At 64.2% G+C, this 23784-nt stretch carries 23 protein-coding genes; 11 read left to right on the top strand and 12 right to left on the bottom strand.

Translation table 11 applies throughout. The features are described 5' to 3' along the window. Window positions 1-40 precede the first annotated feature (40 nt). The 3 genes from KF708C_RS18925 to KF708C_RS34730 all read right to left on the bottom strand — a co-directional run bounded on the left by KF708C_RS18925 (window position 41) and on the right by KF708C_RS34730 (window position 1817). Window positions 41-1006, bottom strand: a complete 966-nt coding sequence (locus KF708C_RS18925; protein WP_020206144.1) for a DUF932 domain-containing protein — start codon at window positions 1004-1006, stop codon at window positions 41-43. Window positions 1007-1094: 88 nt separating this feature from the next. After that, entirely contained in the window at window positions 1095-1394 is a 300-nt protein-coding gene (locus tag KF708C_RS18920) for a hypothetical protein (protein ID WP_155888351.1), read from the bottom strand. Between the two features lie 99 nt (window positions 1395-1493). Further along, a complete protein-coding gene (locus tag KF708C_RS34730; protein ID WP_081651572.1) occupies window positions 1494-1817 on the bottom strand; it encodes a hypothetical protein in 324 nt (107 codons plus the stop codon). A gap of 384 nt (window positions 1818-2201) precedes the next feature. On the opposite strand from KF708C_RS34730, the gene KF708C_RS18915 reads away from it, so the two are divergent. Together KF708C_RS18915 and KF708C_RS18910 are read left to right on the top strand one after the other, a co-directional pair. Next, the gene (locus KF708C_RS18915) at window positions 2202-2762 is read left to right on the top strand and encodes a hypothetical protein (protein WP_020206142.1); all 561 of its coding nucleotides are present in this window, start codon (window positions 2202-2204) and stop codon (window positions 2760-2762) included. Next, window positions 2743-2970 (top strand): hypothetical protein, encoded by a 228-nt coding sequence (locus tag KF708C_RS18910; protein WP_020206141.1) that lies wholly within the window; start codon window positions 2743-2745, stop codon window positions 2968-2970. Before KF708C_RS18915 ends, KF708C_RS18910 begins: the two co-directional genes overlap by 20 nt. 447 nt (window positions 2971-3417) lie before the next feature. Here KF708C_RS18910 and KF708C_RS18900 read toward each other — a convergent pair whose 3' ends face one another. Beyond that, entirely contained in the window at window positions 3418-4839 is a 1422-nt protein-coding gene (locus tag KF708C_RS18900; protein ID WP_020206139.1) for a Cu(+)/Ag(+) sensor histidine kinase, read from the bottom strand. Then, complete coding sequence (locus tag KF708C_RS18895; protein WP_059412923.1) at window positions 4829-5512, bottom strand: heavy metal response regulator transcription factor; 684 nt, start codon at window positions 5510-5512, stop codon at window positions 4829-4831. Before KF708C_RS18895 ends, KF708C_RS18900 begins: the two co-directional genes overlap by 11 nt. 247 nt (window positions 5513-5759) lie before the next feature. On the opposite strand from KF708C_RS18895, the gene KF708C_RS18890 reads away from it, so the two are divergent. The 8 genes from KF708C_RS18890 to KF708C_RS18865 all read left to right on the top strand — a co-directional run bounded on the left by KF708C_RS18890 (window position 5760) and on the right by KF708C_RS18865 (window position 13955). Further along, the gene (locus KF708C_RS18890; RefSeq protein ID WP_029044097.1) at window positions 5760-7598 is read left to right on the top strand and encodes a copper resistance system multicopper oxidase; all 1839 of its coding nucleotides are present in this window, start codon (window positions 5760-5762) and stop codon (window positions 7596-7598) included. A 28-nt stretch (window positions 7599-7626) separates the two neighbouring features. Further along, complete coding sequence (locus KF708C_RS18885) at window positions 7627-8634, top strand: copper resistance protein B (protein ID WP_186296745.1); 1008 nt, start codon at window positions 7627-7629, stop codon at window positions 8632-8634. 87 nt (window positions 8635-8721) lie between these two features. Continuing rightward, on the top strand, window positions 8722-9108 hold the full coding sequence (gene copC, locus KF708C_RS18880; RefSeq protein WP_020205278.1) for a copper homeostasis periplasmic binding protein CopC: 387 nt from the start codon (window positions 8722-8724) through the stop codon (window positions 9106-9108). 3 nt (window positions 9109-9111) lie between these two features. Next, on the top strand, window positions 9112-10053 hold the full coding sequence (gene copD, locus KF708C_RS18875) for a copper homeostasis membrane protein CopD (protein WP_020205277.1): 942 nt from the start codon (window positions 9112-9114) through the stop codon (window positions 10051-10053). 56 nt (window positions 10054-10109) lie between these two features. Further along, a complete protein-coding gene (locus tag KF708C_RS34725) occupies window positions 10110-10433 on the top strand; it encodes a DUF2933 domain-containing protein (RefSeq protein WP_081651510.1) in 324 nt (107 codons plus the stop codon). Next, on the top strand, window positions 10430-11077 hold the full coding sequence (locus KF708C_RS18870) for a methyltransferase family protein (RefSeq protein ID WP_020205276.1): 648 nt from the start codon (window positions 10430-10432) through the stop codon (window positions 11075-11077). Before KF708C_RS34725 ends, KF708C_RS18870 begins: the two co-directional genes overlap by 4 nt. Window positions 11078-11120: 43 nt before the next feature. Continuing rightward, window positions 11121-11384, top strand: coding sequence for a heavy-metal-associated domain-containing protein (locus KF708C_RS34720; RefSeq protein ID WP_081651511.1), 264 nt, complete (start codon window positions 11121-11123; stop codon window positions 11382-11384). 93 nt (window positions 11385-11477) lie between these two features. Continuing rightward, the gene (locus KF708C_RS18865; RefSeq protein ID WP_222104603.1) at window positions 11478-13955 is read left to right on the top strand and encodes a copper-transporting P-type ATPase; all 2478 of its coding nucleotides are present in this window, start codon (window positions 11478-11480) and stop codon (window positions 13953-13955) included. Between the two features lie 293 nt (window positions 13956-14248). Here KF708C_RS18865 and KF708C_RS18860 read toward each other — a convergent pair whose 3' ends face one another. The 7 genes from KF708C_RS18860 to KF708C_RS18830 all read right to left on the bottom strand — a co-directional run bounded on the left by KF708C_RS18860 (window position 14249) and on the right by KF708C_RS18830 (window position 22662). Further along, entirely contained in the window at window positions 14249-15589 is a 1341-nt protein-coding gene (locus KF708C_RS18860; protein ID WP_020423910.1) for an MFS transporter, read from the bottom strand. A gap of 27 nt (window positions 15590-15616) precedes the next feature. Next, the gene (gene cnrA, locus KF708C_RS18855) at window positions 15617-18847 is read right to left on the bottom strand and encodes a nickel efflux RND transporter permease subunit CnrA (RefSeq protein ID WP_020205273.1); all 3231 of its coding nucleotides are present in this window, start codon (window positions 18845-18847) and stop codon (window positions 15617-15619) included. Beyond that, window positions 18844-20031 carry a CzcB/NccB family metal efflux transporter periplasmic adaptor subunit gene (gene czcB, locus KF708C_RS18850; RefSeq protein ID WP_029044095.1) on the bottom strand — a complete coding sequence of 396 codons (1188 nt, stop codon included), beginning with the start codon at window positions 20029-20031 and terminating at the stop codon, window positions 18844-18846. The genes cnrA and czcB overlap by 4 nt, the downstream gene beginning before the upstream one ends. Next, window positions 20028-21284, bottom strand: coding sequence for a TolC family protein (locus tag KF708C_RS18845; protein WP_029044094.1), 1257 nt, complete (start codon window positions 21282-21284; stop codon window positions 20028-20030). Before KF708C_RS18845 ends, czcB begins: the two co-directional genes overlap by 4 nt. Before the next feature lie 75 nt (window positions 21285-21359). Further along, window positions 21360-21935, bottom strand: coding sequence for an RNA polymerase sigma factor (locus tag KF708C_RS18840; protein WP_020205270.1), 576 nt, complete (start codon window positions 21933-21935; stop codon window positions 21360-21362). Beyond that, entirely contained in the window at window positions 21932-22378 is a 447-nt protein-coding gene (locus tag KF708C_RS18835; protein WP_029044093.1) for a periplasmic heavy metal sensor, read from the bottom strand. The genes KF708C_RS18840 and KF708C_RS18835 overlap by 4 nt, the downstream gene beginning before the upstream one ends. Further along, a complete protein-coding gene (locus KF708C_RS18830) occupies window positions 22375-22662 on the bottom strand; it encodes a CnrY/NccY family anti-sigma factor (RefSeq protein ID WP_020205268.1) in 288 nt (95 codons plus the stop codon). Before KF708C_RS18830 ends, KF708C_RS18835 begins: the two co-directional genes overlap by 4 nt. 134 nt (window positions 22663-22796) lie before the next feature. Here KF708C_RS18830 and KF708C_RS18825 point away from each other — a divergent pair, with 134 nt between their 5' ends. Next, the gene (locus KF708C_RS18825; RefSeq protein WP_020205267.1) at window positions 22797-23771 is read left to right on the top strand and encodes a chromate resistance protein ChrB domain-containing protein; all 975 of its coding nucleotides are present in this window, start codon (window positions 22797-22799) and stop codon (window positions 23769-23771) included. The last annotated feature ends 13 nt before the right edge of the window (window positions 23772-23784 follow it).

The raw sequence follows: 23784 nt of genomic DNA, 5'->3' as shown, positions 1-23784 counted from the left end.
GGCTTGGACTGATGAATGAAGGACTGCACAGCGCACGCGATCAGTGCGCCAGCCGCAAGGCCTCCTCCCACGCGCGTTGCTTGATGACGGCACCCTGACCAAACCACGCTGCGTCGCGGCGGTGGTCGTCGCTGCGGGCACGGCGATGGTGGTCGACGAATTCCGTGATGCTGTTGAGCAGACCCCACGCGGTCCCGGCCGAGGAGGGAAGCTGCGCACCTTTGCCGCTACCCGCGTAGAGTTCCTGCACCGCCTTGACGGCGCGATCGTTGACGGCAGTGGTTGCCCGCTCGGCCGGGTTGGCGGTGGGGTAGGTCAGCACACGGCGGAAGAAGGTTTCGACTGCATCGTCACTGACACGGCATTCGGACAGCGCCTTCATGCGAGCCATAAAACCATCCCAGGATGAGATGGCAATCCCGAGCTGGCGCTTGACGGCTTGCGCATCGAATTGGCTGCGGTGGGGTACCTTGACGGCACCCGCGCCGTCGCCCAGCGCGATGGACAAGGTGTTGTTGCAGACGACGCGCACGGAAGTGAATTGCGCGGTGGTGGCAAGGGTCCCGTCACAGGCTGTCGCCAACAGCAGATAGCCGTTGACCTTGTCGCGACCCTTCAGCGTGGCGCTCTGCCCGGTGCGGGCGAGCGCCCAGAGCTTGCGGCCTTCCTTCAGCACGCCGGCCGTTTCCAGTTCGAAGCCACCGACCTCGGTGAGATCCCGATAGAACTCCAAAATCTCGGCGGGCTGGACGACCTGGTAGCGGCTGGAGACGACGGAGAGCGGCGCCTTGGTATCGGAGCGGTAGAGGACCTTCTGTTCGGGAAAGGCGTGAATGGAGCCCAGGCCGGCGCTCCCGGACACGAAGCGAACTTCGGACTCCTCGATGCGCCAGTTCATGCCGGCGCGCTCGGCCCAGACCTCGAGCGGCTGGTTCGCGGTCAACTTGTTGCCCAGACCATGCCAGGGCGTTGCGTTGACGTAGGCCATCGTTTGTACGAGATGCATGATAAAAATCCTTTAGAGAGAAAAATGCAAAAAGCCCGGCGCAAGACCGGGCTTCGGAGTGGGTTGACGTAGACGCGGTAAAGGGTGATCAGGCGCCTCGGAATTCGATCTCGTTGGCGCCCCGTGTCTCGAGGTTCTGGTCGACATAGATGGGCTGGTCGTTGCAGGGATCGGTTTCCGTCCTCTGGCCGTTCCACCAGACTTCGGTGTTGCCGGAATAGACGGGTTGGTCATGGTGGTCGAAGCCGGCCACGCAGGCGCAGCCCGGGATCTGCTCGAGAGTGCCGACGATGCGCAGGTCGGTGCCTTTCACATAGGCTTGCTTCAGGGGCAGGACATGTTCTAGGCCGTCATGCGTTGGCGCGAGGGATGGGGTAGCCGTGGTCATGGTGGTAAGGCACAAGAGGCATAAAGCCCGGCAACGGGGCCGGGCTCTACCTAAGATCAAGAGAGTCAATGCAGTCGACGTGGCGTCACGCTGAACGAGCTACTCGCGCTTACGCGCGCTGAAGACATGCTGACAATCAAGGCAATGGAAGTTGTCGAGGACGGCATCGTCTATCGCTTCGCCGATCCGCGCGCCGGTGACACAGCCAGTGGCTCCGCCCACGAGTCCTCCGATGATGGCTCCGGCAATCGTACCGAAGGGGCCACCAGCCGAGCCGACGAGAGCTCCAGCCTCCGCGCCGCCAATCGCGGCCGACGTGCCGCCTACGGCACCGGCAATGCCGCCGATGATGCCAGCGCTCTTGCGAGCGTAATCCCGGGTTTCGATCCGGGTGGAATTGCAGCGAGGGCAGGGCAGCGTCATGGCGTGTTCCCCGGGAGCGTGTAGACCGGGCGCGTTGCCGCGCCGCTGTCCGTGAGTCGGCAGCGCGGCGCAGCTTTCGTGCAGTTGGTGAAATTGTCGAGGCGAGCGTGCCTGCTGGTCTCGAGGATGACGATGACCGGAAGCGGTCGGGAAGGTCGTTGGATGGGTATCACGCTGACTCCATGAAGAGAGAACTCGATGGATGAGGCACCCCAAGGCAATACCGGGGCGGGTTCGTGTCAGTGATATGAGATTGAAAATTTCTGGGATCGGGGCTGTGTAGCGGTCTTTGTGCGTGAGCGGAGGCTTATTGGGCGGCGGCAGTTCCTCTCTTGTCACCTTGATGTGATACAGTAATCACAAATTGATAGGAATCCTCGCACTGTGCACCACTACATCACGCCGGCGCTGCTAATTGATCTTCTTGCGGACCAGCCGGCGAACGATCCAACCTTTGTGGGAATCAGCGAACCGATGCCGGTCGATGGCGACGGCATCGAAGTGATTGGCATCACATTCGGTGTGGTGCGTTTCGTGGTTTTCTTCGCCGACGTCCTCGTTTATGCCGACGGTGATCTCGAATGGATGCGGGAGACGGCCGAAGAATGGGCGGACGGCTTCGCGCCCGCCCCGCATGCCCGTCTGGTGAAATTCATGCGGGCGGAGGCCGACGCCGAAACCATGTTCGATCCCCAAAGTTGGCCACTGCCCGACCCGGGGATGATTTGGCAATTCTGCGATGTGCTGGCAAGATCACTGGTTATTCATGCAAGCACATACTCGGACGTGCCGCAGTACTTCTTCATGCCGCAATCGGGCCAGTTGGATCTGCTTTACAATAGATTGGGTAAGCACTTCGACAAGGGGCGCTATGGCCCCAGGTTCCGGTGCGTCACGCGACCGGATCAGGATAAAGGAGGTTTCTATGGCTTTGAACGCGCGTAACCTGCTGCCGGCCCGCTCGACCAAGGCCAGTAAGCCGAGCAAGCAGTTGCGTCCGCGAGTGGTCGCCATGCAGCAGCGCGGCATGCAAGTTCTGCTGGCGCAGGCGGACACTGCGGCGAGCAAGCCCCAGCCCTCCAAGCCTGTGCGGAGCGCCTATACCAGTACTCTGCGTGTCACGGTCAGCAAGTCTCGCTTGACGGTCAAATAGGGTCGGGCGCAGACTCCCGACGAGCCTCCTTCGGGAGGCTTTTTTGTGGTTGCGGGGTTCCGGATGGACTACCGTCTCAACGCGAAGCTTAGCCTGCATGAGGGGTCGTCGGACGGCAGCGAGCTCATTCCGCTCCCGCTCCCGCTCCCGCTCGAGCTCTTGGCTCAGCCATGCGATCTCCGCCAACTACTCCTCGCCCTTGTCCGAACGGTCCAGATCGCCAATACGAAAGGCGCTGAAATGATCTCCGGCCGCGCGATGGAGGTCACCGCCAGCCTGGCACTTAGTAACGCTGGTCGCCAGACCTATGGCGGCTCCCGTCTCACCGTCAGATGGGTCCGGTCGAAGCCCGCGACAGCAGGGGCGACCGCCAGGCCGGCGCCGCCCGTGTCGGGATGCTGAGTTTTCTGGGCGGCCTTGGTCTGCACTCGCGCGCAGGCCAGTGCGTCAGTCGCTTGGCGGCAAGAGGATATCGAACCGCGTTACCGTGTCGTCCGATGCCACATGCACATCACCGCCATGTGCCTCGACGATCGACTTGACGATGGCGAGCCCCAACCCAGCGCCTTCTCCCTTGCGTTGCCGCGAGGGATCGACACGGTAGAAGCGATCGAACAGCCTAGGCAGGTCCTCATCAGCGATCTTGCTGCCCGGATTCTCGACGCGCACCGTGGTGCGTCCCTGATCCTGACCCAGCCGCACGGTGACGGCAGCGCCGCGCGGGGTGTGGCGGATGGCGTTGGACAGAAGGTTGCTCAAGGCACGCCGCAGCATCTCCCTATCGGCCCTTATCGGTTCGATCCGCCCCTGCAAACGAAGGGTCACGTTGCGATCCTCCGCGAAGGCCTCGAAATAGTCGAAGAGTCCCTTGATCGTGTTGCCCAGGTCCATTTCTACCCGATGGAGATTGCGCGGGTCGTTCTCCGTCTGCGCGAGAAACAGCATGTCCCCGATCATTCGGCTCATGCGCCCGAACTCCTCCAGATTGGAGTACAGCACTTCCCGATACTCTTCGGCGGAGCGGGACTGGCCGAGGGCCACTTCCGTCTGCGTGGTCAGGTTGGTAACCGGGGTGCGCAACTCGTGCGCGATGTCAGCCGAGAAATTAGCCAACTGCACGAATCCGTCTTCGATGCGTGCGAGCATGTCGTTGAACGAGGCGACAAGTTCTTCCAGTTCGAGCGGTACTTCGTGGGGATTCAATCGCACGTTTAGCTGCGATGAGCGGATCGCGCGAATCCGGGCGCTGACTTTGCGGATGGGCCGGTGCCCCCATTGAACGGACAGCCAGGCGACCAGCAGCGCAATGCACAGCACAACGCAGGTGGCCAACCACAGCATGCGCTTGAAGTCTTCGAGAAACGAGAGGTGGAAATCGATGTCCATCGCAACAGCGACGGTATAGCGATCTGCGTTCCGGCCTGCACCGCCATCCACACGTAGCACCGCGCCACGGTAGGACTTCCCTTGTTCCTGCCAGGTTGCCAACTTGCGGGTATTGATCGTCTCGGTGGGACTCTTGCTTGCGACGAGGGATGACAGTTTGGGGCCTCCGCTAGCATAGACCGTGGTTCCTTCGGTGTTGGCGACGTAGTAGAACACCCCATGATGTCCCGCCACCGCGCCGGCAAGCCGGCGGCGCAGCGACCCATCATCGGCATTCATACCGGCGTCGCGCAACGGCTTGACGACGGCATCGGCCACGGCCCTGAGTTCCCCGGCATCTTGCTCGGCAAAGTGGTGTTCCAACGCGCGGACGATGAGCCAACTGAAGGCCAGGAATACTAGCGTCGTGGCGATGCCGACCAGGGCCGTAACCCGCAGCGCGAGCGAAGCCGGGCGACGGATGCGTAAGGCCCTAGTCGGCATCCGGGGCATCCAGCGTATATCCCATGCCCCGTACCGTATGGATGAGCTTGGGTTCGAAGGCATCGTCAATCTTCGCGCGCAGCCGGCGAATGGCGACGTCGATCACGTTGCTGTCGCTGTCGAAATTCATGTCCCAGACCTGCGAAGCGATCAATGAACGCGGCAGCACCTCGCCTTGGCGCCGCGCCAGCAGCTCGAGCAGGGCGAACTCCTTGCTTGTCAGGTTGATGCGCTGTCCTGCCCGGGTCGCGCGTCGTCGCGCTAGGTCGAGCAGCAGATCGGCGATCTGGATGCGATCCGGATGATTGGGCGCGCTGCCGCGGCGCAGCAACGTGCGCACGCGCGCGAGCAGCTCGGAAAACGCGAAGGGCTTGACCAGGTAGTCGTCGGCGCCGAGTTCCAGGCCCTTGACGCGGTCATCCACGCCGCCACGCGCGGTCAGGAATAGTACCGGAACCTGCTTGCCCGCCTCACGCAGCGACTGCACGATGCGCCAGCCATCCACGTCGGGCAGCATGACGTCGAGGATGACCAGATCGTAGGGTTCGCTCATGGCCTGGTGGTGGCCGTCCAGGCCATTGCGTGCCACGTCCACCACAAACCCCGCTTCCATGAGGCCCTGGCGAACGTAGTCCGCTGTCTTGTCCTCGTCCTCGACCACCAACAGTTTCATCACTCTTCCCTGGCTCACGCCATGAACTCTCGCGCATCTGTTCGCTCATTCTGCGCGACTGACTTCCGGATCAATGTACTTGGATGAATCTTCCACCAAGATGACTGGATCATTACATGAATGTAATTAATGGGTCATGCGAGAGAAAGTGGCGCCTCTCTAGCATGGTCGTCAACGGCGTAAAAGCGCGCTCCCTTTCCCAGGGCTCGCGCGTACCCTTCGATGTCTGTTTCTGGAGTTTTTCGTCATGACGCGCTATCCCCCTCATGCCCCACGGCCACTAATGCTGTCGCGGCGGCGATTCGTACAGGGATTGGCGGCGGGCGGTGTCCTGCTGGGGCTGTCAACGACCGCATTGAAAGCCGTAGCCCAGCAAGCGCGGGCCGCCAGCGGAACCGCCCCAGTCCTGCAAGGTACGGAGTTCGATCTGGTGATTGCCGAGTCACCCGTAAACTTCACCGGCCAACCGGGCATGGCCACCACGATCAACGGCTCGCTGCCTGCGCCGACGCTGCGCTGGCGCGAAGGGGATACGGTCACCATCCGCGTCACCAACCGGCTGCATGAGTCCACCTCCGTCCACTGGCACGGCATCATCCTTCCCTACCAGATGGACGGCGTGCCGGGCATCAGCTTTGGTGGTATCGCGCCGGGGGAAACCTTCACCTACCGCTTCAAGGTCAGCCAGAGCGGCACCTACTGGTACCACTCGCATTCCGGCTTCCAAGAGCTGACCGGCATGTACGGGGCGATCATCATCGACCCCGCCGGCCCTGAAACCATCCGTGCCGAGCGCGACCACGTCGTGCTGCTTTCGGACTGGACCGATGAAGACCCCATGCGCGTCTTCATGAAGCTCAAGATTCAGAGCGGCTACTACAACTACCATCAGCCGACGGCGGTGGACTTCTTCCGCGACGCCTCGCGCGATGGCCTCTCGGCCGCGCTGGACAAGCGCAAGATGTGGAACCAGATGCGTATGAGCCCGACGGATCTCTCGGACCTTTCGGCACAGACCTTGACCTATCTGGCCAACGGCACCACGCCCGCAGGAAACTGGACCGGCCTGTTCCGTCCGGGAGAGCGCGTGCGCCTGCGCTTCATCAACGGCGCCGGCAACACCTTCTACGACGTGCGCATTCCTGGCCTGAAACTGAAGGTGGTGCATGTCGATGGCGTGGACGTCGAGCCGGTCACGGTGGACGAGTTCCGCTTCGGCCCAGGCGAGACCTGCGATGTGTTGGTCGAGCCGCACGACGATGCCTACACGATCTTCGCGCAATCCATGGATCGCACAGGCTATGCCAGAGGCACGCTTGCGGTACGTGCCGGGCTCAGTGCGCCCGTGCCGCCGATGGACGCGGCCCCGTGGCTGTCGATGGCGGACATGATGGGAGCGATGGACCACGGCGACATGTCGGGCATGTCCGGGATGGACCACGGCTCCATGGCCGGCATGGACCACGGTGCCATGCAGGGAATGACAGGCATGACAGGCATGACAGGCATGGATTCCGGCCAGATGCAGGGCATGGACAGCGCGAATCCCCTGGCCGCGCCCAGTACCACCGTGCGACACGCCCGAACGGAGTACGGGCCGGGTACGGACATGCGCGTGGACATGCCGCGCACCGCGCTGGACGATCCGGGCATCGGATTGCGCAATAACGGCCGGCGCGTGCTGACCCTGGCCGACCTGCACACGCCCGGCGGTCCGCTCGACCTGCGCGGCCCTGGTCGCGAGGTCGAACTGCACCTCACCGGCAACATGGAGCGCTACACCTGGTCCATCGACGGGCTTCAATTCGGCAAGTCCAAGCCAGTGCATTTCCGCCACGGTGAGCGGCTGCGCGTCATCTTGCACAACGACACGATGATGACCCACCCGATGCACCTACATGGGATGTGGAGCGAGCTGGAGAGCCCCGACGGGCGCTTCCTGGCACGTCGCCACACCCTGTCCGTGCAGCCGGCTCAGCGCCTCAGTTTGCTGGTCACTGCCGACGCACTGGGGCGCTGGGCCTGGCACTGCCACCTGATGCTTCACATGGATGCGGGCATGTTCCGCGAGGTCGTGGTGTCTTGAGCGCCGCTTGAAGAGAAGTGCACAAACGATGAAAACGACACACCTCCACGCATTGACCCTGGCACTGATTGTCACGATGGCGAACCCCGTGCTGGCGCAGTCACAGGCTGGTCAGGAAGACGACCATTCAGCGCACCATGGTGCGGCGGCCACGCCGCCCCCGCCAGCGGCTTCGCCGGGCGCGGCCCAAGCCGATCCTCATGCCGGCCATAGTGCGCCCCCAGCGCCCGCTACAGCGCTTGCCACACCGGTTTCCACGCCGCTCATGGACCATGGCGACATGCAGATGCAAGGCGGCTCCGCGCCCGCCGACGCGCGTGATCCCAATGCCTATTCCGATGGCCTGATCCGCGGCGCGGGCGCGTATGCGGTTCCCGGCGTTCCCGCCCTGAGTCTTGCCGATGGGCATAGCTTCGGTGCGCTGCTGGTCGATCGGCTGGAACGCTCCTATGCGAACCATGGCGGTAACGCCATCGCCTACGACCTGCAAGGCTGGTTCGGCTACGACTTCGACAAGGCAGTCCTCAAGGCCGAAGGCGAGGTGGCCCGCGGCAAGCTCCAGGACGCCCGCACCGAATTGCTGTGGGGGCACGCCATCACGCCGTACTGGGACACCCAGTTGGGCCTGCGCTATGACACGGGCACTGGCCCCGATCGTGGATGGCTTGCCTTCGGGGTCCAGGGGCTGGCGCCATACTGGTTCGATGTCGAAGCGACGGGCTATGTCGGCAATGGCGGCAGGACCGCGCTGAGGCTGGCCGCGAGCTACGACCTGCTTCTGACCCAGAAGCTCATTCTGCAGCCGCGCGCCGAGGCGCAGTTCTACGGCAAGAGCGACCCGGAGCGGGACATTGGTAGCGGCCTGTCGAACGCCACGGTCGGGCTTCGCCTGCGCTACGAGTTCAGCCGGCAGTTCGCCCCCTACATCGGCGTGGAGAGCAGCGGCAGTTTCGGCAAGACCGCTGGCTTCGTGCGCGCTTCGGGCGAACGCGCGCAGGAGATTCGCTGGGTCGCGGGTGTACGTTTCTGGTTCTAGGGGGCTGGCGCCCAGGCTCGTCCTGCCGATCACCGTCTGGACAGACAACCGTTTTTCAACCACCGACCACCCAACAGAGGAATGACCATGTTCTCGATTCGCAAATTTCTCCTCCCCATTGCCGCTGCCACCAGCATTCTGCTGTTCAGCGTCGCCGCGCAGGCCCATCCAAGGCTACTGACCTCCGATCCGCAAGCGAACGCTGAAGTGGCGGCTCCGGCGAAGATCGAACTGCATTTTTCCGAAACGCTGACCACTCAGTTCTCCGGCGCCAAGCTGGTCATGACCGGCATGCCGGGAATGTCCCACAGTCCCATGCCGGTGGACGTCAAGGTATCCGGTGGCGAGGACGGCAAGACCATGGTGATCACACCTGCCAAGCCGCCGATGTCGGGGGACTACCGCGTGGAGTGGCGCGCCGTGTCGGCCGATACCCATCCCGTGACGGGCGACTTCTCCTTCAAGGTGAAGTGAGCCATGGAGGGTTGGGGCAACATCATTGTCCGCTTCGTCAGCTACACCGATCTGATGCTGCTGTTCGGGCTGCCGCTGTTCGGCCTGTACGGCGTGAAGGGTAACGCGGCCGACGCCCATGCAGCTTTCGGTTTTCGAAGGCTGTTCTCCTGGCTCGCGGGCGTTGGTCTGCTGGTGTCGGGCGTCGGCATGCTGATGCTTGCGGTGACCATGAGCGGAGTGGCGGAGTTTGGCGAACTTGAACGCCATGTGTTCGGCATGATCATCACCGGCACCAACGTCGGTATCGCGTGGGTGGTCAAGATAGCGACGCTCGTGGGCATCCTGTTTTGCGCCGGCTTCTACGGACGGTCGCCCACGGCGAGCCTGGCGCTCGCCTCGTTGTTAGCAGCGGTTGGGCTGTCCACGCTGGTCTGGTCGGGACATGGAGCGATGGATACCGGCACACGCGGCGGTATCCATCTCGCGGCCGACACCTTGCACCTGCTCGGTGCTGGCGCCTGGCTCGGTGCACTGGCCGCCTTTCTGCTGTTGCTGCTGCGCCCGGTCCAGGGCGATGCCTACCGGCATCTGTTGCTCTTGCGCCAGGCCGTGACAGGGTTTTCGGCGGCCGGCACGCTCATCGTCGCGGTGCTGATCGTCACCGGCGTCGTGAACTATCTGCTTATCGTCGGCCCGAGCCTTCAGGGCATGGCATCCAGCCTTTACGGTATCTTGCTGCTGGTGAAGCTGGGCCTGTTCGGCACCATGCTCGCGCTGGCCGCGGCAAATCGTTTTCGGTTGGGGCCGCTGTTGGAGCGGGCAAGAAGTTCCACCGAGATCGCTTGCGCCAAGCGTGCCTTGTGCAAGAGCCTGGCGATTGAGGCGACGGCCATGACGCTGATCCTGCTGGCAGTGGCCTGGCTGGGCACCTTGAGTCCACCCGGCAACACGAGACCCTATTGATTTCGACAGGCATGGTCGGCGCTCGCTGGGCCGACCCTTTTGAAGGAAGGTTCATCATGAACGAACATCACCGTCACAACGAATCGCCTCCACGTTTCTGGCGCTCCCGATACGGGATCGGCCTGCTCGTTCTTGGCGCGATTGCGGGCTACTTCCTGCTCAAGGAACACGCCGCCCATGTGGTCGGGTTCCTGCCCTTCCTGTTGCTCGCGGCTTGCCCGTTGATGCACATCTTCATGCACCACGGCCATGGCCACGGCGGGCATGACCATTCCTCCCGCACACCGCCTGATACGACGCCGGGCACGCCGACCCAAACACCGAATCCAGGCGCCGGCTCCGACATCAACGCACGCGATCAACGCGGAGACCAGCCATGAGCCACGATCAACCCGCCTACGGCCTGTGGCTGCTGGTGTTCTTCAACTCGGCCATCTTCATCCTGTTCGCCTTCAGCTTCTTCAAACCGGCGACGGCGCGCGACTGGCGGACCTTCGGCGCGTTTGCCGCTTTCATCGTCGCGCTGTTCGTCGAGATGTATGGGTTTCCGCTGACCATCTATCTGCTCTCGGGCTGGCTGCAGACCCGCTATCCCGGCCTCGACCTTCTTTCCCACGACGCCGGCCATCTGTGGTGGACCTTGCTGGGTGAGAAGGGCGACCCGCATTTCGGCGTGCTGCACATCGCCAGCTACGTCTTGCTCGCCTACGGCTTCTATCTGCTGTCCAGATCCTGGCAGGTGCTTTATCACGCGCAGCGCCGGGGCACCTTGGCCACGGCAGGCCCCTACGCCCGCGTCCGTCACCCCCAGTATGTGGCGTTCGTGCTTATCCTGCTGGGCTTCCTGCTGCAATGGCCGACGCTGCTCACGTTGCTGATGTTCCCGATCCTGCTGATCATGTACGGCCGTCTGGCGGTGAATGAGGAAGCCGAGATGCGAGCCCGATTCGGGGCGGAGTTCGAGCGCTATACGCAAGCCACGCCGCGTTTTTTCCCCCGGTGGCGGCGGTCCGCCGCAACCTGATGCGCCCGATCCATTGGCGCCAATCCATCTGGAGATCACGACCATGACCACCATCGATCTTGACGTCCAGGGCATGTCCTGCGGCGCCTGCGTCAAACACGTCACTGAAGCACTCAAACCTCTGCCGGGCGTGCGAGAGGTGGAGGTTGACCTGGGCGCAGGCCGTGTTCGTGTCCATGGCGATCTTGCCGAAGGCATCGATCCGCTGGTGTCGGCGCTGAAACAGGCCGGCTACCCGGCGCAAGCCAGTGGCGCCGGGGCCAGCAAAGCGCCCGGCGCCGGCCGCGGGCGTTGCTGCTGCGGATAATCCGCTCGGTACCTCCCGTGTGGAATCAGAACACAGTTTCGTCCACCAGGTCGAAGCCGATATACCCATCCAAGAGAACTCGGAGAAACCGTCATGAGCCAGCCCCCGGGAAAAACACCCGAACGGGATCTTCCCGCACAGGGGACACTGCCGTCGGGCAACATGGTTCCCGGAGCGCATGTGTATTGCGGCCACACAGGCGCACCCGCAGCCGAGGGTCGGTCGGGCGCAACGCCGACGGGCGTGATCTACACCTGTCCGATGCACCCCGAAGTCCGGCAGGATCATCCTGGCGCCTGCCCGAAATGCGGCATGACGCTTCAACCCGTCCCGGCAGGGCAGACGCATGCCGGAGCCCCCGGCACCAGCGGCAGCACGGCGGGCCATCACCGCCATGGGCAGGACCATGGGCACGCACCGCAAGCAGCCCCGGTAGTAGCGGACTCGGCGCAACCGCCGAAGCCTGCGGCTCCAGGCACAATTTACACCTGCCCGATGCACCCGCAGATCCGCCAGGATCACCCCGGCAATTGCCCTATCTGCGGCATGACCCTCGAGCCGCTGCTGCCGGACCTGGAGGACGACAACCCAGAGCTGCGCGATTTCTCCCGGCGCTTCTGGTGGACGCTGCCGCTGACCTTGGTGGTGCTGGCACTGGCGATGTTCGGCGAACGTCTGCATCTGATGGACATGGCCACGCAGAGCTGGATGGAACTGGTGCTGTCGCTGCCGATCGTGCTGTGGGCCGGCTGGCCGTTTTTCTCGCGCGGCTGGCAGTCCGTGCTCAACCGCAGCCCGAACATGTGGACGCTGATCGGCCTGGGCACGGGCGCTGCCTTCGTTTACAGCGTCGTTGCCACCGTCGCGCCAGGGATCTTTCCGGCGTCGTTCATCTCGATGGGTCGGGTCGGCGTTTACTTCGAGGCCGCGGGGGTCATCATCTCGCTGACGCTGCTCGGGCAGGTTCTCGAACTCAAGGCGCGCTCGCAGACCTCGGCGGCGATCAAGTCGCTGCTGGGGCTGGCTCCCAAGACCGCGCGCCGCATCGGCGCCGACGGTAGTGAGGAGGATGTGCCGCTGACCCACGTGCACGTCGGCGACCTCCTGCGCGTGCGGCCCGGCGAGAAAGTGCCCGTCGATGGCGCGGTGGTCGAGGGTGCAAGCTCGGTGGACGAGTCCATGCTGACCGGCGAACCCCTGCCGGTGAGCAAGCGCGAGGGTGACAAGGTCATCGGCGCCACGCTCAATACCAGCGGCGCGCTCGTCATTCGCTCCGAGCGCATCGGCTCGGAGACCGTGCTCTCGCAGATCGTGCAGATGGTGGCTCAGGCCCAGCGGTCCAAGGCGCCCATGCAGCGCATGGCAGATGTGGTCGCCGGCTACTTCGTGATGGTGGTCGTCGCCATCGCCATCGCTACCTTCTTCATCTGGGGTTTGTTCGGCCCGCAGCCGTCCTGGGTGTTCGGTCTGATCAACGCCGTGTCGGTGCTGATCATCGCCTGCCCCTGCGCGCTGGGGCTGGCAACGCCGATGTCGATCATGGTCGCCACCGGGCGCGGTGCGACCCAGGGCGTGCTGTTCCGCGATGCCGCCGCGATCGAGAACCTGCGCCGGGTCGATACCCTGGTCATCGACAAGACCGGCACGCTGACCGAAGGCCGCCCTGCCTTCGATCAGGTGGTCCCGGCGGACGGCTTCACTTCCGCGGAGGTGCTGCGCCTGGCGGCCAGCCTGGACCAGGGCAGCGAGCACCCGCTGGCCGATGCGATCGTGCAGGCCGCGCGCGCCCAGGGCCTCGCACTGAGCAAGCCGGAGAACTTCGAGTCCGGTTCTGGCATCGGTGTGCGCGGACAAGTGGAAGGGCAGCCTCTCGCGCTTGGTAACACCGTCCTCATGGCGCAGGTCGGTGTCGCCGTCGATTCACGCGCGCAGCAGGCCGAATCTCTGCGCAGGGAAGGGGCTAGCGTGATGTACCTGGCGGTGGGCGGACGCCTTGCCGGCCTGCTGGCAGTCTCCGACCCAGTGAAGGCGAGTACGCCGGAGGCGCTGGCGACCCTCAAGGCGGCTGGCCTGCGGGTGATCATGGCGACTGGCGACGGCCTGACGACCGCGAAGTCGGTGGGGGCCCGCCTGGGCATCGACGAGGTCCACGGCGAAGTGAAGCCGGTCGACAAGCTGACGCTGATCGAGCGCCTGCAGAAGGAAGGTCGTGTGGTCGCCATGGCTGGCGACGGCATCAATGACGCCCCGGCGCTCGCCAAGGCTGACGTCGGCATCGCCATGGGTACTGGCACCGACGTGGCGATGAACAGCGCCCAGATCACGCTGGTCAAGGGTGACCTGCGCGGCATTGCCACCGCGCGCGGGCTGTCGGTGGGGACGGTGCGCAACATGAAGGAGAATCTGGTGTTCGCCTTTCTCTACAACGGCCTGGGCATCCCGGTTGCTGCTGGGGTGCTGTACCCGTTTACCGGCTGGCTGCTGTCGCCGCTGATCGCCGCGCTGGCGATGAGCCTGAGTTCGGCTTCGGTGGTCGGCAATGCGCTGCGCCTGCGGCACAGCAAGGTGTGAACCCCGGTTCCCTGCATCCTATCAGCATGACGTCTCAGGGCGCAAAACGGGCTGGTTCGATCTACCGCTCCGCCCTTGCCTTTGTCGATCAGGGGGAAATGCGATCAACGGATTCGCCAACGGAGTAGGGCGACGGACTGCGGCAGGTCGGAGACGGCCGCTTGTCCGGTAAAGACGACCGGCAACTTCCAGCGAAGAACAGTGCCCGGCGGCCATGAGTCGAACGGCCGAACTGAGATTGATCGGACGTCTCAATCTTGCTCGTCAGACCACCAGTGAACGGGCGACGCAGATCACCACTTGCCGGGCCATTCCCCGTGAAGGTCATCAATCGTGAAAGCGTGGCGATGCCTGCGTTGCCCCGTCCTCTCTCCCTCTTCCAGATGTCCATCCAATTCGTCGCCATCAGGGTGCTCGTGCTCGAGCATATCGGGATCATCGGCAGGCCATAGCCGCCATGCGCAAAGGACGCCAATCAGTGAGAGACCCGCCAACACCGCGAACGCCGCAGTCATCCCATACCCGGCACCGATCTGGCCAGCCAGCGGATAGGCGATCAACCAGCAGGCGTGCGACAGCGAGAACTGGGCGGCAAATACTGCGGGGCGATCGGGCGAGGCGGCAGATCGCCTGAGCAGGCGCCCGCTCGGTGTCTGTGTCATCGAGTAGCCAACGCCGATCACAAACCATGTCAGAAGAAATTCGGGCCATTCGACCGCCGGCGCAAAGCTGGTCAGCACCACGCCGAACGCAAGGCCAAGGGTCATGATGAACGCCCCGGTCAGCATTGGGGGCCGGTCTGGACGCTCATTGAGGAACCGCGGCAATATCAGTGCAACCAGCATCGAGCCGCATCCGAATGCCGCCAGTCCGAACGGAACGTCCGATGCCGGCCGCTGTAGTTTGCTCTGCACGTAGACTACCGTGTTGACGATCACCATCGAACTGGCGGCTGCCGCGGCAAGGTTCAGCGCGAGCAATCCTCGCAGACGCGGGGTGCGCAGATAGATGGAAATCCCGCGGAAGGTCTTCGCGTAGATGCTGCCGGTACGGTCCACGGCGCGGGACTGCGGCAGGCGTACCGATACCACGAGTGCGGCTGAGCAAAGGAAGCCAATGACCGTGCCACCAAACAGCCAGTGAAAGCTGATGACTGAGAGCAGCGCGGCAGCGAGCGCGGGACTCGCCAGGCTCTCCATGTCATAGGCCAGACGCGACAACGATAGTGCCCGGGTGTAGTCCTTCTCCTCCGGCAACACGTCTGGTATCGTCGCCTGGAAAGTTGGCGTGAACGCTGCCGAGGCAGATTGCAGCAGGAAGATCAGCACGTAAATCTCCCAGACTTGTGTCACGAACGGCAACGAGATGGCCACTGCGGCTCGCACCAAATCCATTGCCACCAGGAATGCCCGGCGCGGTAGCCGGTTGGCGAAGGCGCCCACCACCGGTGCGATGCCGACATAGGCGACCATCTTGATGGCGAGCGCCGTGCCGAGGACGCTTCCGGCGTTTGCTCCGGCGAGGTCGTAGGCCAGCAACCCAAGGGCAACGGTTGCGAGCCCGGTCCCGACCAATGCAATCACCTGCGCGGCAAACAAGTGCCTGTATGTGCGATTTCCCAGTACTTCAAGCATGACGTCTCCGACGCTTCATAACGATCACTACGCTTCGATCAGATCGCGGCCACCTGAGATGACCTGCGGTTGCCGGCGCAAAACGATACCGCACAGGGCGGGCAGGACAAACAATGTCAGCACGGTCGCCGTGATCAAGCCACCGATGACGACCGTCGCCAACGGCTTCTGGACTTCGGCACCCGTGCCCGTTGCAATTGCCATCGGCACAAAGCCCAGCGAAGCCACCAACGCAGTCATCAACACCGGCCTGACGCGCTCCATCGCGCCCTCGATCACGGCCGTGTCAGGCATCATGCCGTCTTCCAGACGTTTGCGGATGGCGGAGATCAGTACCAGTCCGTTCAGCACCGCCACGCCGGACACCGCAATGAAGCCAACTGCCGCCGAGATCGAGAACGGGATCCCGCGCAGTAGCAGCGCGAAGACGCCGCCAGCCAATGCCAGGGGTACCGCCGTCAGCACGGTTGCCGTCAGCGCGGCGCTGCCGATTGCCATATACAGCGTCGCGGCGATCAGGATGAAGCACAGGGGCACAATGATGGCCAGGCGCTTGGTAGCCGCCTGAAGGTTCTGGAATTGGCCGCCCCATTCGATATACATGCCCGGGGGCAGTTTGACTTCCTTGGCGATGCGCTCCGCGGCATCGTCAACGAAGCTGCCGAGATCCCGGCCGCCTACATTGGCTTCCACGTACACGCGGCGCTTGCCGTTGTCGCGACTGACCTCGTTGAGACCCTGCGTGAACCGGAATTGCACCAGTTGGCGCAGCGGCACGGAAGCGCGAGCCTGACCGTCGGTCACAGGCAGCATGACGGGAAGCGCGCCAAGGACATCGAGATTTTCGCGTTGGTCGCCCGGCAGGCGGATCACGATGTCGAAGCGACGGTCGCCATCGAAGATCTGTCCGGACGCCCGACCTGCCATGGCTGCGGAAAGGGTATCAGCCACCTCCTTGACCGTCAGGCCATACCGGGCGATCGCGGCGCGGTCAAAGACGATGTCGAACGTCGGAAATCCGCTGGTCAGTGGCACGCGAACGTCCGTGGCGCCCGGGGTTTTCTTCAACACGCCGGCGATGCGCTGAGCCGTGGCCGCCAGTTCATCCAGGTTTTCACCGTAGATTTTCACGGCGACGTCGCTACGCACTCCGCCGATCAGTTCGTTAAACCGCATCTCGATCGGCTGCGTCACGTCGTAGTTGTTGCCGACCATCGGCGCGGTCTTCTCGCGGATACGCTCGATGACCTGTTCCTTGGTCGTCACGCCTTTCGGCCACTCGCTCTTCGGTTTCAGGATGATGTAGTTGTCCGAGGCGTTCGGCGGCATGGGGTCGGCCGCCAGGCTGGCCGTCCCCGCCTTGGAGTACACGGTCTTGACTTCCGGCAGCGACAGCACGGCGCGCTCGAGCGGCAGATCGATGGCGACCGACTGGTCAATCGACGTCGACGGGATGCGCACCGACGACAGATTCAGATTCTGCTCGTCGAGCGTCGGCATGAATTCGCGCCCGACGAACGTGAATGCCACCGCCGCGATCGCCAGCGTCGCGACGCCGGCGCCAATGAACGGCATCGGACGAGCTACCGCATGCTCCAGCCAGGGCCGATAGCGCCGCTTGGTCACAACGATGACGCGCACCTCGTTCTCGGAGACCTTCTTGCGCAGCAGCACCGCCACCATGGCCGGCACGAAGGTCAGTGACAGCACGAAGGCAGACGCGAGCGCCAGCATCAGCGTGATCACCATCGGCGAAAACATCTTGCCTTCCACCCCCTGGAAGGTCAGGCATGGCAGGAAGACCATGAAGATCACGAGTTGCCCGTACACCGTCGGACGGACCATTTCGCGGGACGACTGGATGACTTCCTCCAGCCGCTCATGGAGCGTGAGCAGGCGTCCCTCGTGGCGCTGCCGTTCGGCCAGCCGCCTGAGCGAGTTCTCCACGATGATGACCGCGCCGTCAATGATCAAGCCGAAGTCCAGCGCCCCCAGGCTCATCAGGTTGCCGGAGATGTTGAACTGGTTCATGCCGATCGCACTGACCAGCAGGGAGAGCGGAATAACCAGGGCCGCGATGGCCGCCGCGCGCCAGTTGCCCAGCAGGGCGAACAGGATCGCTGCCACCAGTAGCGCCCCTTCCACCAGGTTCTTCGCCACCGTCTCGATGGTCGCAATTACCAATTGGGAGCGATTGAGCGTGGGAACGATCACCACGCCCGGCGGCAGCGTCTTCGAGATCTGTTCGAGCTTGTCGCCTACGGCTTGTGCCACCGTGCGGCTGTTTGCGCCGACGAGCATCAGCGCACTGCCCACCACCGTTTCGTTGCCGTTGCGGCTGGCGGCACCGGACCGCAATTCCCCGCCGATCTTGACGGCAGCGACCTGCGCCACTGTGATCGGCACGTTTTGGCGCTGGGCAATTACCGCCCGGGAAATTTCGTCGACGGACTTGATCCGGGCATCGGCGCGTACCAGATACGATTCCCCCGAGCGCCGGATGAAATTCGCGCCGACCGATAGGTTGGCATCCTCAAGTGCCCGGGCGAGTTCCCCGTAGGAGATGCCGTAGGCGGCCATCTTTGCCGCGTCGGGTTCTACGACGAACTGCTTGACGTAACCGCCGAGCGAGTCGACGTCGGCCACGCCAGGCGTCGTGCGCAATTGCGGCCGGATAATCCAGTCCTGCACCGTGCGCAGATAGGCCAGCCTGGAGACGCGATCGTCCAGACGCTCGCCACGCTCGGTGAGAAAGCTGCCGTCGCCCTGCCAGCCGGGCTCGCCGTCCTTGACGGGAGCGCCTGTGCCGTCCGGATGCTGGTATTCGACGCTGTAGTGGAAGACCTCGCCAAGCCCGGTCGACACGGGTCCCATCTGCGGCTCGACGTTCTCCGGCAGGTTCGGACGCGCCTGCGCCAGCCGCTCCGATACCTGCTGACGCATGAAGTACAGGTTCGCGCTTTCCTTGAAGATCACAGTCACCTGGCTGAAGCCGTTGCGGGACATCGACCGCGTGCTCTCTACACCGTTCAGGCCGGCGATCGCGGTCTCGATCGGATACGTGACGCGCTTCTCCACTTCCACCGGGCTCATCGTCGGCACCACGGTGTTGATCTGGACCTGCTTGTTGGTGATGTCAGGCGTGACGTCGATCGGCAGCAGGTTGAGTTGCCAGGCGCCGATCATCGCGACGACCGCCGTCATGAACAGCACCAGCCAGCGATAGCGGACCGAGCCGCTGAGGATACCTTCGATCATTCCTCGTCCCCGCCGCCCTTGTTCATTTCCGCCTTGACCAGGAAGGCGTTGCGGGTGGCCACCTGTTCACCAGCCCGCACGCCGGAGAGGATCTGTGCCGCGCCGCCGCTACGGGTCCCAACCAGCACGGCCCTTGGGCGGAAGCCGTCCTGCGTGCGAACGAACAGGACGTCACGGCCATCGAGGTTCTGTACGGCGTCTTCTGGCACCGAAAGGGACGCGGCCTCGCTCGCCGCCGTGCGCAGGCGCACTTGCACACCTTCGCCCACGACGAGGCGATCGGTCGGCCGCACCGGCTCCACGACCACGGTCGCGGCGCGCGCGGCGCCTGTTGCCGTCGGCGTGACGGCCTGTACGCGCGCTGGTAGCGGCGAGCCGTTGGCTAGCAGGATCGTGGCGTCGCTGCCAGCGGCAATGCGGCTCGTGTCGGCGGCGGTCACGGCGGCCTCCACCTGCACGGCGCCGGCTCCGGCCACACGGAAGAGCTCCGCCTGGGGGGCCACGAAGGCGCCGAGCGTCACGGATTGCGCCGTGATCTTGCCCGCAATCGGGCTCACGACCGCCACCGAGCGCCCGTCGCTGGACAGATGCGCGGACTGGGCCACCGTCGCAGCACGCAGCGCCTCGGCTTGGGCGACATCGAGCGCGGCCTTTGCCGCTTCCATTTCCTGGCGCGGCGTGACGCCTTGCTGGAACAGCGTCACCTCGCGCTCGTAGGTCTTGCGCGCCAGATCGGCCTTGGCCTGCGCGACCTTGCGCTCGGCCGCCATAGCAGCCGCGTCGGGGCTATCGACCACGGCCAGCACGTCGCCCGCGTGCACGACATCGCCGAGCCGGCGCTGGATGCGCTGCACCGCGCCGGCGGCGCGCGACGCGATGGCCGCTTCGCTGCCTGGCACGGCTGTCACCGTGGCCGGCGCCAGGATTTCCGTGCCGACTGCCGCGCTCGCCACCGGCTCCACGGCGATGTTGGCGGCCGCAAGGTAGGCGGCAGGTATCTTGACCTCCTGTTCACTGGGCTTCTTCGCGGCGGCTTCCGGCTTCTGTACTTCTGCTGCCAGCGAGGATGCGGAGGACTTCTCCGATCCCGACAGGCGCGCTGCACCGAAACCCACAGCCGCCGCCACTGCGGCCGCCCCCGCAACCATCGGCCAGTTCACAGACCGGCGCTCGTTTTTCATCATCGTGATTCCTCAAATGCCAGGCGGCCGTCCACCTGAGCCAGCGCCGCCAGAGCGCGCACGCGCGCCAGGCGCGCGTCGATCGTCAGTTGCCGGGCTTCGACCAATGCACGGCGCACGGCCAGCAGTTCCATTAGCGGCGTCTTGCCTGATTCATAGCCAATGCGCCCCATGCGATAGGCTTGTGCAGCGGCCTGTTCTCCTTCGCTGGCCGCGACGAGCTGCTTTTCCGTTGTGGCCACCTGGGATACGGCGGACTGACGCGCGGCATTGGCTTCCAGCCGGACGCTGTCCAGCCGCGCCTGGGCGGCCGCAACTCGCTCGACGGCGGCGTTGATGCCGTTGCGGTTCTGGTCGAACAACGGAATGGAGGCCGTGACACCTACCACGTAGCCACTGGCATTGGTCCAGCCGTAACGCCGTATGCCAGCGCTGACCCCGACGTCGGGAATCCAGCGCCGTCTTTCGACATCCACCTGTGCGTCCAGCGCACTGCGTTCTGCTTCGGCGGCCCGCACCGACGGCGACTCGCCGATCGTCATGGATGCGCCCGGGATGGCTGGCAGTGCGGTCAGCAATGAACTGGCAAGGGCGGTGTAGGGCTCAGCGGCGCCAGACATCGCGGACAACCTTGCCAGAGCCTGCGTGGCGTCGTTGATGGCTGCGGCCTCGGTGGCCTGCGCCGCTGCCACGCTGGCCTTTGCCTGCGCGCTGCGCAAGCTGGCCTCCTTCCCGGAATCGACTAGGGCGCGCGCGGCTGCCAGTTCCTCATTGGCGCGCGCCAGGTTCTCGGTTGCCAGCGCTTGGCGACCCAGCATGGCTTCCGCCGTTGCGTAAGCGACGGCGAGTTCCGCGGCATAGGCTACCTGCGCCTGCCGCTCCCGCGCCTGTGCGGCGGCAAAGTTGCGCTCGCCGACCGCGACGCGGGCTCCCCGCTTGCCCCCGATTTCAAAGGGCTGCGTGATCGAGTAGGTGTTCTGGCGCTGACTCACGCCATCGCTGGCCGGGGCGCCTAGGTTCTCGAGCACGGTATCGACCCGCGGATTGAGCCACGCCCGCGCTTGGGCAGCATCTGCGCCGGCAGCTCGAACATCGGCGGCCTGCGCAACCATTGCCGGGGCAAGTGCCAGCGATTGCTGCAACAAATTCGAATAGGGAGGCGCCTCGGCGGCATGGCTCAACGCTGCGGGCACGAGCCACACTGCGGCGCCGATGTAGCGAGGTCGACAAAGCAACGAAAGGTTCACCTGTTTCATCGAAAGGAGAGACGGTTGACGGCTATCCCTCTCTATACGAGGCAGGTCGGTGCTTCCCCTCGGCGAGTTCCAGTTTTATTTTTCCAAGACGGTTTCGAGCACGGCGGCAAGTTTGGCCCGCGCGCGCGCGATTCGCCCTTCGACGGCCTTCGCGCTCATCCCCAGCACGGCTGCCGCCTCCGGCTGGGACATCCCTACAATGGCCGTCAGCACGATGGCTTCGCGCGAGCTCCTGTCCAGCTTGTCCAGGGTCCTGATCACACGCGCCAGATCCCGGCGAGCCGCCACGCGCTGTTCCGGGCCGGGCTCTTCATTGGCGACGCCGCCTGCTAGCTCCATTTCGCCAAGGTCCTCGGCACCAAAAAGAAATTGCCTGACGCGCCGGAAGCGATACAGGTCCCGCATCTTGTTCAGCCCAATACGGAAAAGCCAGGCGCGGAATGGCCTGTCCGGATCGAAATCATCAAGCGCGTGCCATGCGGCGACAAAGGTATCCTGCACGACGTCGTCAATGTCGGTTTCGGGAACGCCGAAACTGCGCGCAGCCTGGGCCAGGGCGATGCCATGTCGTTCCACGAGCTGGCCGAATGCGCGCTGGTTGCCGTCAGCCGCCTGTCGGGCGAGCAGCCTGTCCGCGTCGTCCAGATTCACTGCGATCCACGGCGAAGCGCATCGACAAGGACGTGGTCGTATGCAGGCCGATGCTCGGGCTTGAGGCCTGCACGCATTTCAAACACGTGGACCAACGTGGCGCGCTGCAGGTCGCCGGCTGCGCGCTCGACCTCTTGGATCGCGGCCTCCACCTCGGGCGACCAGTTCGGATTTCTGGCAATGGCGTCCGCCAGCTTGCCGTTCGCAGCCCGCAACCGCATCTCGATTTCCCGCCGGCGCTGCGCAAATGCCTCTTCTTTCAGCTCCAGAATTTCGCGCTCATTGGCGTCGAGCGGCACAGCTTCGTGCAGCATTTCATGCAAGTCGGTATGTCGGTCATGCGCGGAACGCGTGGCATAGACACCTGCGATGGCCACAGAGATGCCGACCAGCGCTCCAACCAGCGTGGAAATGGATAGACGTCGAGTTCGCGGCGTCATCATTCGCCTATCAGCAAGCCGAACGGCGACGCGGCAGAAGGCGTGGCGACCCATGTCGGCGCTGTCTTGACCATCAGGCTCGTCGCTACCCGGTCCATTGCCGCATAGGCCACCAGCGCCGCAACGGCAGCGCACAGGACAGCGCGCCACACATCGTGGCGCGCCACGAGTACTTCCTGCGTCGGCTCTGCTGCGATGCGCTGCTGAATGGCTGCGACGCGCGTGCCGGAAGATGCCTCAAATGTGATTTTTGAGGCGCTATTAAGCCATTCGTCGACGTCAGCCATTGCTCATCTCCATACCCTTGACCTAGCTAATACGGCGCGCGACAGCAAACACCCTCGCACCTGTATCCAATTTTCGAGATTGTAGAGGTCTCTACAACATTGAAGACAAGGCTACGGACGGCTACGCTTGGCGCATGATTCCTCTCCAATCGAGCCCCCGGGCCACCTGGCTGCTGCTGATCGTCAGCCTGCCGACATCGTCCGCTACTCCGCGCATGCGACTGTGGCGCGGCATCAAGTCGCTCGGCGGCGCACCACTGCGCGATGGCGCCTATCTTTTGCCCGATCAGCCGGGATTGCGCGGCCAGCTCGAAAAGATGGCCGAGGACGCGACCAGCGAGGACGGCAAAGTCTGGATCCTCTCGGTCCAGACGAAAGATGCACAGGAAGATGCCGAGTATCGCGCATTGTTCGACCGGTCTGCCGAGTATGCGGCCTGGACGGCCGAACTCTCCGGCGCGCGCGCAACGTTGGGCGACGCGGACGAAGCGGAACTGCTGCGCCTGGTGCGCCGTCACGGCCGGGGATTCGACGCGATCCGGCATATCGATTTTTTCCCCAACGACGCGTCGGCGCGAGCGGAAGCGCAATGGCGCGACTTCAACGCGGCCGTCGATATCCTGCTGTCGCCGGGCGAACCGCACGAGGTAGCCGGCAGAATTCCGCGACGCGATCCCAGCCAATATCAGGGAAGGCGCTGGGCAACCCGCCGGCACCTCTGGGTGGACCGGATCGCATGTGCCTGGCTGATCCGGCGCTTCATCGACCCCCATGCCACGTTTCTCTGGCTCGACGACGTTCGCCAATGCCCGGACGACGCGCTGGGATTCGATTTCGACGGCGCAACCTTCACGCATGTCGGCGACCGCGTTTCTTTTGAGGTGCTGCTCGCCAGCTTTGGGCTCGACGAGGACAAAGGACTGACGCGCCTCGGCCAGATGATTCATGTACTCGACATCGGCGGCACGCCCGTCGCGGAAGCGAGCGGCTTTGAGGCCGTACTGACCGGTGCCCGCGAGAGGCTGCCCGATGACGATGCCCTGCTGGGCGAGATGAGCCATGTCCTCGATTCGCTCCATGCGCATTTCTCCAGCAGCCGCAGGCGCTAACCACTTTCCACCA

The organism is Cupriavidus basilensis (assembly GCF_000876015.1).
GTDB lineage: Bacteria > Pseudomonadota > Gammaproteobacteria > Burkholderiales > Burkholderiaceae > Cupriavidus > Cupriavidus basilensis_B.
Note: the sequence above shows the minus strand (reverse complement) of the source record. Positions and strands in the feature narration are given on the sequence as shown.

Bases quoted from the DNA above. Each gene is read 5' to 3' on its own strand.
- KF708C_RS18870 (WP_020205276.1), top strand. From the start codon at position 10,430: ATGAGCCACGATCAACCCGCCTACGGCCTGTGGCTGCTGGTGTTCTTC.
- KF708C_RS18865 (WP_222104603.1), top strand. From the start codon at position 11,478: ATGAGCCAGCCCCCGGGAAAAACACCCGAACGGGATCTTCCCGCACAG.
- KF708C_RS18910 (WP_020206141.1), top strand. From the start codon at position 2,743: ATGGCTTTGAACGCGCGTAACCTGCTGCCGGCCCGCTCGACCAAGGCC.
- KF708C_RS18925 (WP_020206144.1), bottom strand. From the start codon at position 1,006: ATGCATCTCGTACAAACGATGGCCTACGTCAACGCAACGCCCTGGCAT.
- copC (WP_020205278.1), top strand. From the start codon at position 8,722: ATGTTCTCGATTCGCAAATTTCTCCTCCCCATTGCCGCTGCCACCAGC.
- KF708C_RS18895 (WP_059412923.1), bottom strand. From the start codon at position 5,512: ATGAAACTGTTGGTGGTCGAGGACGAGGACAAGACAGCGGACTACGTT.
- KF708C_RS18845 (WP_029044094.1), bottom strand. From the start codon at position 21,284: ATGAAACAGGTGAACCTTTCGTTGCTTTGTCGACCTCGCTACATCGGC.
- KF708C_RS34725 (WP_081651510.1), top strand. From the start codon at position 10,110: ATGAACGAACATCACCGTCACAACGAATCGCCTCCACGTTTCTGGCGC.
- KF708C_RS18920 (WP_155888351.1), bottom strand. From the start codon at position 1,394: ATGACCACGGCTACCCCATCCCTCGCGCCAACGCATGACGGCCTAGAA.
- KF708C_RS18900 (WP_020206139.1), bottom strand. From the start codon at position 4,839: ATGCCGACTAGGGCCTTACGCATCCGTCGCCCGGCTTCGCTCGCGCTG.
- KF708C_RS18835 (WP_029044093.1), bottom strand. From the start codon at position 22,378: ATGATGACGCCGCGAACTCGACGTCTATCCATTTCCACGCTGGTTGGA.
- KF708C_RS18830 (WP_020205268.1), bottom strand. From the start codon at position 22,662: ATGGCTGACGTCGACGAATGGCTTAATAGCGCCTCAAAAATCACATTT.
- KF708C_RS18860 (WP_020423910.1), bottom strand. From the start codon at position 15,589: ATGCTTGAAGTACTGGGAAATCGCACATACAGGCACTTGTTTGCCGCG.
- KF708C_RS18825 (WP_020205267.1), top strand. From the start codon at position 22,797: ATGATTCCTCTCCAATCGAGCCCCCGGGCCACCTGGCTGCTGCTGATC.
- KF708C_RS18885 (WP_186296745.1), top strand. From the start codon at position 7,627: ATGAAAACGACACACCTCCACGCATTGACCCTGGCACTGATTGTCACG.
- KF708C_RS34730 (WP_081651572.1), bottom strand. From the start codon at position 1,817: ATGACGCTGCCCTGCCCTCGCTGCAATTCCACCCGGATCGAAACCCGG.
- KF708C_RS34720 (WP_081651511.1), top strand. From the start codon at position 11,121: ATGACCACCATCGATCTTGACGTCCAGGGCATGTCCTGCGGCGCCTGC.
- copD (WP_020205277.1), top strand. From the start codon at position 9,112: ATGGAGGGTTGGGGCAACATCATTGTCCGCTTCGTCAGCTACACCGAT.
- cnrA (WP_020205273.1), bottom strand. From the start codon at position 18,847: ATGATCGAAGGTATCCTCAGCGGCTCGGTCCGCTATCGCTGGCTGGTG.
- KF708C_RS18890 (WP_029044097.1), top strand. From the start codon at position 5,760: ATGACGCGCTATCCCCCTCATGCCCCACGGCCACTAATGCTGTCGCGG.
- czcB (WP_029044095.1), bottom strand. From the start codon at position 20,031: ATGATGAAAAACGAGCGCCGGTCTGTGAACTGGCCGATGGTTGCGGGG.